This window comes from Streptomyces coryli (genome assembly GCF_011044975.1).
Classification (GTDB): domain Bacteria; phylum Actinomycetota; class Actinomycetes; order Streptomycetales; family Streptomycetaceae; genus Streptomyces; species Streptomyces coryli.
This window is the reverse complement of the sequence record NZ_JAAKZV010000024.1, coordinates 41816-54381: the sequence shown is the minus strand read 5'-3', so window position 1 is coordinate 54381 and position 12566 is coordinate 41816. Positions and strand designations below refer to the sequence as shown.

12 protein-coding genes and 1 pseudogene are annotated in these 12566 nt (G+C 71.6%); 7 read left to right on the top strand and 6 right to left on the bottom strand.

Annotation, left to right across the window (positions count from 1 at the left end; all coding sequences use genetic code 11):
• From G5C51_RS08715 to G5C51_RS08705, 3 genes and pseudogenes are all read left to right on the top strand, one after another.
• Positions 1 to 292 (top strand): annotated as a pseudogene (locus G5C51_RS08715) (hypothetical protein); the annotation flags it as partial.
• Positions 289 to 945, top strand: a complete 657-nt coding sequence (locus tag G5C51_RS08710) for an ABC transporter (protein ID WP_165234437.1) — start codon at positions 289 to 291, stop codon at positions 943 to 945. The pseudogene G5C51_RS08715 and the gene G5C51_RS08710, both read left to right, overlap by 4 nt.
• 8 nt (positions 946 to 953) lie before the next feature.
• On the top strand, positions 954 to 1100 hold the full coding sequence (locus G5C51_RS08705) for a hypothetical protein (RefSeq protein ID WP_165234434.1): 147 nt from the start codon (positions 954 to 956) through the stop codon (positions 1098 to 1100).
• Between the two features lie 7 nt (positions 1101 to 1107).
• Here G5C51_RS08705 and G5C51_RS08700 read toward each other — a convergent pair whose 3' ends face one another.
• From G5C51_RS08700 to zapE, 4 genes are all read right to left on the bottom strand, one after another.
• A complete protein-coding gene (locus tag G5C51_RS08700; protein WP_165234431.1) occupies positions 1108 to 1938 on the bottom strand; it encodes a polysaccharide deacetylase family protein in 831 nt (276 codons plus the stop codon).
• 100 nt (positions 1939 to 2038) lie between these two features.
• Entirely contained in the window at positions 2039 to 2908 is an 870-nt protein-coding gene (locus G5C51_RS08695) for a PPK2 family polyphosphate kinase (protein ID WP_165234428.1), read from the bottom strand.
• 129 nt (positions 2909 to 3037) lie between these two features.
• Positions 3038 to 4399 carry an alkaline phosphatase PhoX gene (locus G5C51_RS08690; RefSeq protein ID WP_165234425.1) on the bottom strand — a complete coding sequence of 454 codons (1362 nt, stop codon included), beginning with the start codon at positions 4397 to 4399 and terminating at the stop codon, positions 3038 to 3040.
• 93 nt (positions 4400 to 4492) lie between these two features.
• Positions 4493 to 5566 (bottom strand): cell division protein ZapE, encoded by a 1074-nt coding sequence (gene zapE, locus G5C51_RS08685; protein ID WP_338118066.1) that lies wholly within the window; start codon positions 5564 to 5566, stop codon positions 4493 to 4495.
• 76 nt (positions 5567 to 5642) lie between these two features.
• Between zapE and G5C51_RS08680 the strand changes: the two genes are divergently transcribed.
• From G5C51_RS08680 to msrB, 4 genes are all read left to right on the top strand, one after another.
• Positions 5643 to 6422 carry a pyrimidine reductase family protein gene (locus G5C51_RS08680; RefSeq protein ID WP_165234422.1) on the top strand — a complete coding sequence of 260 codons (780 nt, stop codon included), beginning with the start codon at positions 5643 to 5645 and terminating at the stop codon, positions 6420 to 6422.
• An 87-nt stretch (positions 6423 to 6509) separates the two neighbouring features.
• On the top strand, positions 6510 to 6980 hold the full coding sequence (locus tag G5C51_RS08675) for an indole-3-glycerol phosphate synthase (protein ID WP_165234419.1): 471 nt from the start codon (positions 6510 to 6512) through the stop codon (positions 6978 to 6980).
• Positions 6981 to 7090: 110 nt separating this feature from the next.
• Entirely contained in the window at positions 7091 to 8491 is a 1401-nt protein-coding gene (murC, locus tag G5C51_RS08670; protein WP_165234416.1) for a UDP-N-acetylmuramate--L-alanine ligase, read from the top strand.
• Between the two features lies 1 nt (position 8492).
• The gene (msrB, locus tag G5C51_RS08665) at positions 8493 to 8903 is read left to right on the top strand and encodes a peptide-methionine (R)-S-oxide reductase MsrB (protein WP_165234413.1); all 411 of its coding nucleotides are present in this window, start codon (positions 8493 to 8495) and stop codon (positions 8901 to 8903) included.
• On the opposite strand, the gene G5C51_RS08660 is transcribed toward msrB, so the two are convergent.
• Together G5C51_RS08660 and G5C51_RS08655 are read right to left on the bottom strand one after the other, a co-directional pair.
• Positions 8879 to 11260: an ATP-binding protein gene (locus tag G5C51_RS08660; RefSeq protein WP_165234410.1), complete on the bottom strand. Its 2382-nt coding sequence runs from the start codon at positions 11258 to 11260 to the stop codon at positions 8879 to 8881. The two genes, msrB and G5C51_RS08660, sit on opposite strands and share 25 nt — an antisense overlap.
• A gap of 140 nt (positions 11261 to 11400) precedes the next feature.
• Entirely contained in the window at positions 11401 to 12561 is a 1161-nt protein-coding gene (locus G5C51_RS08655; RefSeq protein ID WP_165234407.1) for a hypothetical protein, read from the bottom strand.
• Between the last annotated feature and the right edge of the window lie 5 nt (positions 12562 to 12566).

The following is a 12566-nucleotide window of genomic DNA, read 5'->3' as shown; positions in this document are numbered from 1 at the left end:
GGCTTTGCGGGCGGCCGGGGCCGCGCGGGGGCCCGAGGCGAACGCGGCCATCGAGGCCGAGGGCCCGCCCGGCGCGACCCTCCCCGCCGAACTGCCCGCCGGCTGCGCGGCGGAGCCGTCTGCCGACGGCGCGGTCCGCATCACCGTGCCCGAGCCCGAGGTGAACGCCGCCCTGCGCGCGCTGCTCGACGCCCGGCCGCCGTGGCGCATCCGGTCGGTCAATCCGGTGCCTCCGGTCGACCCAGTCAACCCCAGCGACCCGTCCGACCCGGCACAGGGAGACCCTCGGTGATCGCCCTCCTCCGCTACGACGCCGCCCTCCTCCTCCGCTCCCAGCGCTGGTTGCCGCCGGTCCTCCTCTACGCGGTCATCGTCGGCATCGGGGTCCGCGCCGGTGACCCCGTCCTGGACTCCCTCGGCTTCGCCGCCGCCGCGCTGCTGCCGGTCACTGCGTGGCTGGTGCGTGTCTGTGTCAATGCCGAGCCGGACGCGGCGCGGGCCGTCGCGGCGGCGGCTCAGCGGCCCTGGCGGGTGCATCTGGCGGCGGTCGCGACGGGGCTGTTCGCCGCCGTCGCGCTCGGCGCGGTCGGTACGGCGGTCACCGCCGCGATCAGCGACGGTCCCGAGGGTGCCGGGCCCGTCGTACGCACCGCGGGGTCCGGGCTGATAGCTGCGACGGCGTGCGCGCTGGTCGGGACGGCGGTCGGCGCGCTGTGCAACCGGCCGCTGCTGCGCCGCCCCGGCTGGTCCGTGCCCGCCACGGCGCTGTCGGCGCTCGCGGTACTGGTGGCCGGCGGCTCGCCGGCGAACGCCGCGGTCTCCGACCTGGTCGCCGCATCGCGCCAGGGCACGATCCCAGTGCCGTGGCTGCCCCTCGCGGGCGCAGCTGCCGCCGCGGCGGTGGCGGTCGGCGTGGCTTGCGCGGCCGCCGCCCGGCGGGGTTGAGTGCCCCCATGTCCGCCACACCCACCGAAGACGAGCCCCGCGCCGACTGCGTGCACTGCGGCGAGCCCACCGAGTACCCGGCCTCTCGCAAGGGCGTCACGCTCTGTCCCGTATGCGAATGGCACGAGGCGCAGCGGACCGCCTGCTCCGGGTGATGCCCGCCTAGCTCGCCATCAGGTCCGACACCTTTACGAAGCGGTACCCCTGCGCCCGCAGCTTCGGGACGATCTTGCGTACCGCCTCCTCTGTCACCGGTGCCGCGCTGCGCGTGCAGTGCATGACCACCACCGAGCCGGGGCGGACGCCGTCGAGTACCTCCGTCGCCACCGCCTCCGCGTCCGTCGCGAAGGCGTCGCCGCTCTCGGTGTCCCACTGGACCGCTGTGATCCCGAGCGGGGCGAGCGCGCGCAGTGAGCGGTCGTTGTAGCAGCCGCCGGGGAAGCGGAAGTACGGCACGGTGTTGCGCACCCCGGCGCGCCGGAAGGCGGCACTCGCGCGTTCGACGTCGGCGCGCATCCTGTCCTGCTCCAGGCTCGGCAGGCCGAAGCACTTCGACGGGGTGAAGGCGTAGTGCGAGTAGGAGTGGTTGGCGACCTCGAAGAGGTCGTTACGGCCGATGGCGCGGGCCTGGTCCTGGTACTGCGAGGCCCAGGCGCCCGTCATGAAGATCGTCGACGGGACCTTCAGGCGCTTCAGGGTGGAGATCAGCTGCGGGTTGTCGAAGCGCTCGCCGCCCGCGGCCCGTTCGCCCTGGTCGGCGGTCATGTCGGCGTCGAAGGTGAGCGCCACGACCTTCTCGGCGCGGCCGCCGTGCCGCCACACCGGCGCGAGGGCGCGCTTCTTCGCGGCGTGGCGGGCGTGCGGGGCCTTCTGCTCGGCGGTGGTGGAGGGCGACGGCTCGTGGGTCCCGGGGGACGAGGGCGTGCCGCAGGCGGTGAGGAGCACGGCGGCGGCGGCGGTGAATACGGCGGCGAGGCGGGAAGCGCGGATCATAGGGGGAACGTAAAGTCGCACCGCAGGGCATGCGCGCCGTGGTCTTCGGATGGCCTACGCACCGGGGTGACGGTGCGTCATACGGCTTACGGCCGCGGGTTCACGACCGCTCCGCCAGCAGCCGCTCCCGGCACGCCGCCACGTCGAAGTCCGCCTCCGGGTAACGCGGGTCGAGCTCCCGCAGCTGCTCAAGCAGCAGCCGCGACACCGCCCAGTTGCGGTACCACTTGCGGTCGGCCGGGATCACGTACCACGGCGCCTGCGGCGTCGAGCAGCGCGACAGCACCTCGGCGTACGCGGCCTGGTAGTCGTCCCAGTGCTGCCGCTCCTCGATGTCGCCCGGGTTGAACTTCCAGTACTTGTCCGGGTTGTCGAGCCGGGCCAGCAGCCGCTCGTGCTGCTTGTCCTTGCTGATGTGCAGGAAGCACTTGACGACCGTGACGCCGTCGTCCGCCAGCGACTGCTCGAAGCGGTTGATCTCGTCGTAGCGGCCCGACCAGACGTCCTTCGGGACCAGCTCGTGGACGCGGACGATGAGCACGTCCTCGTAGTGCGAGCGGTCGAAGATGCCGATCTCGCCCGCCTCGGGGAGCTCTTTCCGGATGCGCCACAGGAAGTGGTGCTTGCGCTCCTCGTCCGTCGGCTGCTTGAAGGCGCGGATACGGCAGCCGGAGGGGTTGAAGAGCCCGATCACATGCTTGACGGTGCCGCCCTTGCCGGAGGTGTCTATGCCCTGCAGCACGAGCAGCAGCCGGCGGCGGTCGCCCGCGGTGGAGGCGGCGTAGAGCCGCTCCTGGAGATGGGCGAGCTCCGCGCCCATGGCGGCGATGGCCTCGCGGCCCGCGGCCTTCTTCTGCGGTCCTGCGGGGGTGGCGCGGGCATCGTACGCGGCGAGGTCGACCTGCCGGCCGGGGGCTACGCGCAGCAGCTCACGCAGGTCGTCGACCCGCGCCTTCTTGTCCTTGGCCATCGCGATCTCCTTCGCCGGCGCTGCCGCCTGGTCCGATCTTCCGTCGCACCAGGCGGCAGCGCCATCCGGGAAGGGGGCCCGGGGGCGGAGCCCCCGGATTTCTTCAGCGGCGGCCCCCGGCGGAGCCGGCTAGTGCTTCCAGGGCCCCGTCACCGCGAATGTGGTGCCGGGGTTGTAGCAGTTCACATACATCGTCTCGCCGTCCGGCGAGAAGGTGACGCCCGCGAACTCGCCCCACTCCGGGGCTTCAGGCGTGCCGATGTTCTGCGCGTTCCGCGCCATCGCGTACACCTCGCCGCCCCGCGACAGCCCGTACACATGCTGCGCCCCCTCCCCGTCCTCGCACACCATCAGGCCGCCGCTGGGCGCCAGCGCGATGTTGTCCGGCTCCTCGCCCGGCAGCTGCAGGTCGGAGTCCGGGCCGAAGACGATGACGAGGGTGAGCCGCTTGGAGCTCGGGGTGTACTTCCAGATCTGGCCGTAGTGGTCGGCGGCCGAGCCCTCCGCCGACTTGGCGAAGCTGGCGACGAAGTAGACGCTGCGCCCGCCCCAGTAGCACCCCTCGAGCTTCTGGGAATGGGTGATGCCCTTCGCACCGAAGTCCTGCAGCCGGATCGGCGTCTCCTTCGCCAGCGGGTCGGGCACGTCGACCCACTCCACGTTGTCGAAGGTGGCGCCGGTCTCCTGCACGGACGACAGGTCCGGCACCCCCGGCACCCGCATGGCCTGCAGCTTGCCGCCGGCCTGCAGCGATCCCATGCCGCCGAGCGGCTTCTTCGGCAGGAAGCGGTAGAAGAGCCCGAACGGCTTCTGGAACGCGTCCTCGGTCTCGTAGACCACGCCGTTGGACGGGTCGATGGCGATCGCCTCGTGCTGGAAGCGGCCCATGTCGGTGAGCGGCACCGCACCGCCCAGCTTGCGGGTGTCGGTCGGGTGCACCTCGAAGATGAAGCCGTGGTCCTTGGTGTAGCCGTTGGTGCCGGCCTTGTCCTCGTTCTCCTCGCAGGTCAGCCAGGTGCCCCAGAGGGACGGGCCGCCGGCGCAGTTGACCGCGGTGCCGGCGATGGCGGTGTGCTCGTCCAGGACGTTGTTACGGCTGTCCAGGTGCAGCGAGGTGCAGCCGCCCATGCCGTTCGGGTCGTAGGTAATGCCGTCGACGGCAGGGACCCGGATCTTGCCGTTGTGCCGGTTCTCGTGGTTGCGGACGAGGTGGCGGGTGCCGCGGCGGCCGCGGAGGGTCGTCATCCCGTCGAAATTGGTCGGCACCGGGCCTTCGCCGGAGCTCATCGGTTCGCCCTCGCGGGACAGAACCTTGTACTTGAACCCCTTCGGCAGGTCGAGCAGGCCGTTGGGATCCTTGATCAGATCGCCGTACCCGGTGCCGGCCGCGAAGGCGGAGCCGGCGAAGAGCTCGGAGAGGGCACCGGAGAAAGCGATACCGGCGCCCGCGGCGCCGGTACGGGCGAGCATCTGACGGCGTGTCGTTGACATCTGCAGTTCAACTCCCTGCTGGCGGACAGGAATCTGGGCTGCTTGTGTGTACCACCCAGATGAACCGCGTGTGAACTAGGCGGGCTGAAGTTTCTACGCGGGTAGCAGTCCCTGACCGTCCCTGGCCAGGGCGGTCAGCCGGGATATCGCGCGGAAGTACTTCTTTCGGTACCCACCGGCGAGCATCTCCTCGCTGAACAGCCGGTCGAAGGCGACGCCAGAGGCGAGCACGGGTATCTCCCGGTCGTACAGCCGGTCCGCGAGCACCACCAGACGCAGCGCGGTCGCCTGGTCCGGCACCTCCTTGACCCCGGTCAGGCACACGGCGCGGATGCCGTCGGTGAGCGCCCCGTACCGGCTCGGGTGCACCTCGGCGAGATGCTGCAGCAGGGCCGGGAAGGGGTCGAGGGTGGCGCCGTCGGTCGCGTGCGACGCCTTGATCACCGCTTCCTCGGCCGCCGGCGCGGGCGCGGCGGGAAGGCCCCGGTGGCGGTAGTCCTCGCCGTCGATACGGAGCGGGCGGAAGTGCGCGGACAGGCCCTGGATCTCGCGCAGGAAGTCCGCGGCCGCGAACCGGCCCTCGCCGAGCTTGCCGGGCAGCGTGTTGGAGGTCGCCGCCAGCGCCACGCCGGCCTCGACGAGCTTGCCGAGCAGCGTCGATACGAGCACGGTGTCGCCGGGGTCGTCGAGCTCGAACTCGTCGATGCACAGCAGCCGGTGGCCGCCGAGCGTCTGCACGGTCTTCTGGAAGCCGAGCGCGCCGACGAGGTTGGTCAGCTCGACGAAGGTGCCGAACGCCTTCTTCTCGGGCGGCGCGTCGGTGGCGTGCCAGAGGGAGGCGAGCAGGTGGGTCTTGCCGACGCCGTAGCCGCCGTCGAGGTAGACGCCGCGCGGGCCCTTGGGCGCCGCGGGGGCCTTGCGGAACCAGCCGCGCTTCTTGGCGGGCTCGCCGCTGCCGAGGCCCGCGGCGAAGTCCGACAGCACCTTGACCGCCTCGGCCTGGCTGGGCTGCGCGGGGTCGGGCTCGTATGTCGCGAAGCGCACGGCGTCGAAGCGCGGCGGCGGCACCATCTCCGCCACCAGCCGCTCGGGCGGGACATGCGGACGGCGCTCGCAGAGGGCCGCGGGTATGTGACCGGCGGGCTGGGACTCGGGGGACGTTGGCACGTACACATTTTACGGCGCGATCCGGAGCCCGCCGGACCCGGTCAGGACCGGCGTGGGGCATGCCACACTGCCCCCTATGCGACGTCTGTTCCCCTCTACCCCCGATCCGGCTGCCGCGGCTGAGTCTTTTACGGACCGTGAGTGGAGCCTCGACGAGCTCGCCGACGCGTATGCCTACCCGCCCGGAGAGCCCGTCTGGCTGCGGGCCAACATGGTGGCCTCGCTGGACGGCGCGGCCCACCACGGCGGCCGCTCGAAGCCGCTGTCCAGCGAGGCCGACATGCGCGTCTTCGGCGTGCTGCGGGGCCTGGCGGACGCGGTCGTGGTCGGTGCGGAAACGGTACGCCAGGAGGGTTACCGGCCCGCCCGCGCCCGCGATGCCTTCGCCGCCCGCCGGGCGGCGGCCGGGCAGACCCCGGCGCCGGCGGTGGTGGTGCTCTCGGCCGGTCTCGACCTGGACTTCACGCTGCCGCTCTTCTCCGCTCCGCTGACGCCTACGCTGCTGGTCACCGGGGCTTTGGCGCCGGAGGAGCGGGTCCGGGCGGCCCGTAAGGCAGGGGTGGAGGTGATCGTCGCCGGCGAGGCCGCGGGCGCCGATCCGGCCCGTATGAGGACGGCGCTCGCCGAGCGCGGTCTCACCCGGCTGCTGACCGAGGGCGGGCCGACGCTGCTGGGGCGGATCACGGCGGCCGGGGCGCTGGACGAGCTGTGTCTGTCCATCGCGCCGCGGGTGGTCGTGGGGGACGCGCCGCGGATCATGGGCGGCGGGGTGGCGCTGGAGACCCCGGCCGACTTCGCGCTGGAGTCGGTGCTGGAAGAGGCCGGGTTCCTCTACACCCGCTACCGTCGTCCCTGAGAAATATCTGGAATCTGTCGTTCCGCTTTGCTGGGTATGGGCAGACTAAGGCCGCAGGATCGTTTCTGAGGAGATGGGGCGCCCGTCGTGTTCACTACTGTGTTGATGATCGAGAAGCCCCTGGTTCCCGTGGACGTCGAGATGGTCACGACGCTGCACGGCGACGAACCGGTGAGCTTCGTCGTCCTGCTGCAGCCGCGGGGGGACCAGGACCGGCTGCTGCGTGCGCTCGACGACGTAGCACTCGGGGAACTGGAAGAAGCCGTGCACGAGGGGGACGAGCCGGAGGGTGACGCCGCGACCCACTCAGCGCGGATTTCGCTCGAGCACTCGCTGAAGTCGCTGCGCGACACCGGGGCCGAGGCCGTCGGCCAGATCATGGGCGGCGACCCGCTGCAGCTGCTCCGCTCGGTGGTCGAGGAGACCAACGCCGACGAAGTGATCGTGCTGACGGCCCCGCACCTGGTGGAGGAGTTCTTCCACCGGGACTGGGCGTCCCGGGCCCGGCACAAGGTCGGCGTCCCGGTGCTGAAGCTGTTCGCTCACAACGACGTGTAGCGGGAAACCTGCAGGTGACCTGGCGTGCGGCCGCACGCCAGGTCACGCATGCGAGAATCGGGCCCGACAGACCAGTCCTGTTTTTGGCCCGGCCCCGAGGAGCAGCGCGCATGGCACCGGCGATCCCCACCGACCTGGACCGCCCCCACTTCATCGGCATCGGCGGCGCGGGCATGTCGGGCATCGCCAAGATCCTCACCCAGCGCGGCGCCCGGGTCGCGGGCAGCGACTCCCGCGAGTCCGCGACGGCGGCCTCGCTGCGCGCCCTCGGCGCCACCGTCCACATCGGGCACGACGCGGCGCACCTGGCGCCGGACGCCTCGTCGATCGTCGTCTCGTCGGCGATCCGGGAGGACAACCCGGAGCTGGTGGCGGCGCGGGAGCGCGGCATTCCGGTCGTGCACCGCTCGGACGCCCTCGCCGCCGTGATGGAAGGCCTGCGCCCCATCGCGGTGGCCGGCACCCACGGCAAGACGACCACCACCTCGATGCTGGCGGTGTCGCTGCGCACCCTCGGCCTCGACCCGTCGTACGCGATCGGCGGCGACCTCGACGAGCCCGGCTCCAATGCCCACCACGGCGCCGGCGAGATCTTCGTCGCCGAGGCGGACGAGTCGGACCGCAGCTTCCACAAGTACGCGCCCGAGGTCGCGATCATCCTCAACGTGGAGCTCGACCACCACGCCAACTACGCTTCGATGGACGAGATCTACGAGTCCTTCGAGACCTTCGTGGGCCGCGTCGTCCCCGGCGGCACGCTGGTGCTGTCGGCCGACCACGAGGGCGCGCGGGTGCTGCGCGAGCGCCTGGCGCCCGGCTCGGTCCGGGTCGTCACGTACGGCGAGGCGGAGGACGCGGACGTCCGCGTCCTGTCGATCACCCCGCTGGGGCTGACGAGCCGGGTCACGGTGGCGATGGACGACGGCGACCGGGAGCTCACCTTCACGGTCTCCGTCCCCGGCCGGCACTACGCCCTGAACGCCGTCGCCGCCCTGGCCGCGGGCGCCGCCCTCGGCGTACCGGCGACCGAGCTGGCTCCGGCCCTCGCCTCGTACACCGGTGTGAAGCGCCGGCTGCAGCTCAAGGGCGAGGCGGCGGGCGTCCAGGTCATCGACTCGTACGCCCACCACCCCACCGAGATGACCGCCGACCTGGAGGCGATCCGCGGCGCGGCCGACGGCGCTCGCGTCCTGGTCCTCTTCCAGCCGCATCTCTTTTCCCGCACCCAGGAGCTCGGCAAGGAGATGGGCCAGTCGCTGGCCCTCGCCGACGCCTCGGTGGTCCTCGACATCTACCCGGCCCGCGAGGACCCGGTCCCCGGCGTGACCAGCGCGCTCATCGTCGACGCGGCGCGTGCTGAAGGCGCGGACGTGACGCATGTCGCGGAGAAGCCGGCCGCCGTCGAGGCGATTGTGGGAATGGCGAAGCCGGGCGACCTGGTTCTGACGATGGGCGCCGGGGACGTGACGGACCTCGGCCCGCAGATCTTGACCCGTCTCCAGGAGGGCTGAAGTGTCTTCTTACGACATCGACAAGCCGGAAGAGCAGTGGCGCGAGGAGCTGACCCCGGCGGAATACCAGGTCCTCCGCGAGGCGGGCACGGAGCCGGCCTTCACCGGCGAGTACACGGACACCAAGACGACCGGCGTCTACAACTGCCGCGCCTGCGGCGCCGAACTGTTCCGCTCCGACACGAAGTTCGAGAGCCACTGCGGCTGGCCGAGCTTCTACGACCCGTCGGACTCGGACGCGGTGGAGCTCATCGAGGACCGCTCGCACGGCATGGTGCGGACCGAGGTGCGCTGCGCGCGGTGCGGCTCGCACCTGGGCCATGTCTTCCGGGGCGAGGGCTATCCGACGCCTACGGACGAGCGGTACTGCATCAACTCGATCTCGCTTCAGCTGGTGCCGGACGAGGACTGATGGGACGTCGCGAGGGTGGCGATCTGGGCGCGTGACGCGTAGCCCAGTTTGCCTCTGACGTGTTCGACGTGTGAGTCCACGGTGCGTTTGGAGATGGTCAGCCGTTCCGCGATGCGGCGGTTGGAGAGGCCTTCGGCGATCAGCGCGGCGATCTCCCGTTCCCGTACGGTCAGCATGGCCCAGCCGCCGCGGGTCCGTCCTGCCCGCTCCTTCGTGGCCGCGGCGTGCGGGGCGCTGACGGCGCGGTCCACCGCCGCCTGCAGCGGCAGCGCGGCTCCGGCGGCGTACAGCTTCTCGTAGCGGCGGGTGCCGAGGGCGGTGCGTGCCGCGGCCACCGCCTCGTCGTGGGCCTGGTGCATGGCGGGGATGCCGAGCCGCGGGTCGTGGAACCTCTCCCACAGCCGGTCCGCCGCGGCGAGCAGCGGCACCGCCCGCTCGAAGCGGCCTTCGGCGGCGGCGATCCAGCCGAAGGTGTCGATGGAGAAGGCGATGCCCTGGGCGTGGTCGATCTCCATGCACATCGCGACGGCCGAGCGCAGCACGGCCGCGGCTTCGTCGTGGCGGCCGAGGCCCCACAGCGCGGCCCCGCGGATCCAGCCGACCCAGCCCTGCACCCAGCGCTCGCCCAGCGGCTCCAGGATGGGCTGGGTCTCGTCGAAGGTCGCCAGTGCCTTGTCGTACTCGCCGGCGCACAGATACGACCCGCACATCGTGCCGAGCATCCAGGCCTCGCCGCCGCGCTCGCCGAGGGTGGCGAACCGCTCGCGGGCGTCTTTGAGCTGGTCGAGCGCCCAGTCGAGTTCGCCGGTCAGGGTGTGCGCGAGGCCCTGGTTGAAGATGACGTACGCGGCGTCGAGGCGGCCGCCGCCCTCGTCGGCCGCGTCCCGCGCCTGCTGGGTCAGCTCCAGGCCGCGGGCGTGCGCGCCCGACATGAGGCTGAGGTGGCCGGCGACCCGCAGGGCGGTCGCCCGGTCCGGATGCGGTCCCGGGCACTGGGCGAGCAGCCGCTCCAGCCAGTACAGGCCCTCGTCGTGGCGGCCGGTGCACAGCCACATCCCCCACAGCGCGGAGACCAGCCGCAGGCCGGTCCCGGCCGCACCGGGTTCGGTGCGGCAGAACTCCAGAGCCGAGCGCAGGCTGGCCCGTTCGTGCCAGGCCGCCCGCATCCACGCCACCTGATCGCCGGTCAGCCAGCGGGCGTCGAACTCCTCGGCCAGCGCGAGGCAGTGGTCGCGGTGCCGGGTGCGGTACTCGAGCTCCGCGCCGCTCTCGGCCAGCCGCTCCCTGCCGTACTCACGGATGGTGTCGAGCATGCGATAGCGGGCGTCGCTGCCGTCGCCCTCGTCGTCGAGGCGGAGCACGATCGCCTTGTCCACCAGGCCGATCAGGCACTCCAGGATCTCGTCGGCGGGCAGCCGCGGGCCCGCGCACACCTCTTCGGCGGCGGTCAGCTCGAACTCGCCCGCGAAGACCGACAGCCGGATCCAGAGCAGCTGCTCCTGCTCGCTGCACAGGCCGTGGCTCCAGTCGATGGCGGTGCGCAGGGTCTGGTGCCGGGGCAGGACGCTGCGGCTGCCGCCGGACAGCAGCCGGAAGCGGTCGTCGAGCCGGGCGAGGAGCTGCTCCAGGGACAGCGCCCGCAGCCGTACCGCCGCGAGCTCGATGGCCAGCGGGATGCCGTCGAGGCGGTGGCAGAGCCGGGCGACCGGCTCGCGGTTGGCGTCGGTGAGCCCGAAGCCGCGGACCACGGCGGCCGCGCGCTCCGCGAACAGCAGCATGGCGTCGCTGGGTTCGGCGCCCGACAGGGTCTCCTCGTCGGGGTCGATCACGGGCAGCGGCATGACCTGCAGCACGCTCTCGCCTGGCGCGTCCAGCGGCTGCCGGCTGGTCGTCAGCACCCGCACCTGCGGGCAATAGCGCAGCACGGACTGCACGAACACGGCGCAGGCGTCGACGAGATGCTCGCAGGTGTCCAGGACGATGAGCAGCCGCTTGCGCCCGAAGTAGGCGATGAGCGTCTCCAGCAGGGAGCGCGTGCTGCGCTCGGACTGCTCCGGCAGCTGTACGGCCGCCGCGACCGCGTTGGCCAGCAGCTCCGGGTCGCGCAGCTCGGACAGCTCCACGAAGTACACGCCGTCGGGGCAGTGCTCGGCCACCCGCCGGGCGGTGCTGAGCGCGAGCCGGGTCTTGCCGACCCCGCCCGCGCCCATCAAGGTGACCAGCCGTTCCTGCCCCAATGCCGCCGACACTTCGGCCAGTTCGGCCTCCCGCCCGATGAAACGGGTGAGCTCGGCGGGCAGCCCCGCGCTCACGTCCGGGCTGCGGTCCGACTGCATGGGCTGTGCGAAGCCGTCCATGACTCCCCTTCGGCGGCAGGGGCGGATACGAGCCCGGAGTTCACTCTAGGTATTGCGGCTGCTGCTTGGCGTGGGGCTTCGCGAGGTGCTCCTTTGTGATCACCCGTCGTCGATTTGGGACCGATCGGGACTGTCGCGGCTCAGTTGACGCGCTCGAACGGTGTCGGAGTCGCGCCCGTCCAGCGGTAGAGGTAGGCCTCGCCCTCCTGCTTGGTGACGCCGTCCTCCTCGACGGCGCGCCCCTCGGCGACGTAATAGCGGCCGTCGCCCAGGGCGTCGAAGCCGTAGTTGCCGTGGAACTCCCAGCCGCGGACGCCGGTGGCCGGGTCGTGCAGGCCGGCCTTGCGGAGGGTGAGGAGCTTGCCGGTCTCCGGCTGCTGCTGGCCCTTGATCTCGCCGCGGCGCGGCTCGGCGGAGCCGTCGACGGTGAAGAAGGAGTAGTTGGGGAAGCCCGCCTTCTTGCCCTGGTAGACCGCCATGATCCAGTTCCGGGTGTACGGGTCGTACTGGAGGTTCTGCACGCCGTACGTGGTGTTGCCCGTATACGCGAAGTACTTGCCGTCGTAGCGCTTCGGGCCGCTGCGGTGCGGGTCGGCCTGGGAGAGCGGGCGCTCGTACGCGGCCCAGTCGCTCACGTCGTACGACAGGACCACCTGGTGGTCGTTGTCGGTGCGGGTGGTGTTGGAGTAGACGCCGTAGGCGACCATCAGCTTCTGCTCGCCGCCCCGCTTGCCGAATTCCGGGCCGAAGGAGACGCCGTCGATGCCGCTGCAGCCGTAGCGGTGGTCGGGGGTGTCGGCGGTGTCGCCGTCGAAGACGCCGTTGCCGTCCATGTCCGCGGTGAAGTCCTTGCCGACCTCGCCGAGGTGGACGGCGGTCATGACGCCGTCGGTCTCGGCGTTCATGCCGATCCGGTTGATCTTCGACACGTCGAAAATCGCGATGTAGAAGGCCTCTTCCGCCTTGTATTCGAGCGAGCCGTAGACCCGGCCGTCGCGGTCGTTGAGGTCGATGTCGCCGAGGTGTCCGGTGAGCCCCTCGACGGTGCCGAGGACCTTGCCGTCGAGGTCGGTCTTGACCAGCATCTGGGTGAACGACCAGTAGACGAAGCCGCGTTCCTTGTCCACGGTCACGCCCTGGACGTGGCTGGTCGGCCAGGCGCCGCCGTGGATGTGGGACGGGAGGGAGCTGCTTCCGGAGTCGGCGGCCACACCGGGGGCGGGGGCGGTGAGGAGGAGGGCCGGGATCGTGATCCCGGCGATGACAGCCGCTCTGGCCGTTCCAACGAGCTTGCCGCGCATGCGAG

Excerpts from the sequence above, each read along its gene's own strand:
- G5C51_RS08705 (WP_165234434.1), top strand. The coding sequence starts at position 954 with ATGTCCGCCACACCCACCGAAGACGAGCCCCGCGCCGACTGCGTGCAC.
- G5C51_RS08700 (WP_165234431.1), bottom strand. The coding sequence starts at position 1,938 with ATGATCCGCGCTTCCCGCCTCGCCGCCGTATTCACCGCCGCCGCCGCC.
- G5C51_RS08695 (WP_165234428.1), bottom strand. The coding sequence starts at position 2,908 with ATGGCCAAGGACAAGAAGGCGCGGGTCGACGACCTGCGTGAGCTGCTG.
- G5C51_RS08690 (WP_165234425.1), bottom strand. The coding sequence starts at position 4,399 with ATGTCAACGACACGCCGTCAGATGCTCGCCCGTACCGGCGCCGCGGGC.
- G5C51_RS08680 (WP_165234422.1), top strand. The coding sequence starts at position 5,643 with ATGCGACGTCTGTTCCCCTCTACCCCCGATCCGGCTGCCGCGGCTGAG.
- murC (WP_165234416.1), top strand. The coding sequence starts at position 7,091 with ATGGCACCGGCGATCCCCACCGACCTGGACCGCCCCCACTTCATCGGC.
- G5C51_RS08660 (WP_165234410.1), bottom strand. The coding sequence starts at position 11,260 with ATGGACGGCTTCGCACAGCCCATGCAGTCGGACCGCAGCCCGGACGTG.
- G5C51_RS08655 (WP_165234407.1), bottom strand. The coding sequence starts at position 12,561 with ATGCGCGGCAAGCTCGTTGGAACGGCCAGAGCGGCTGTCATCGCCGGG.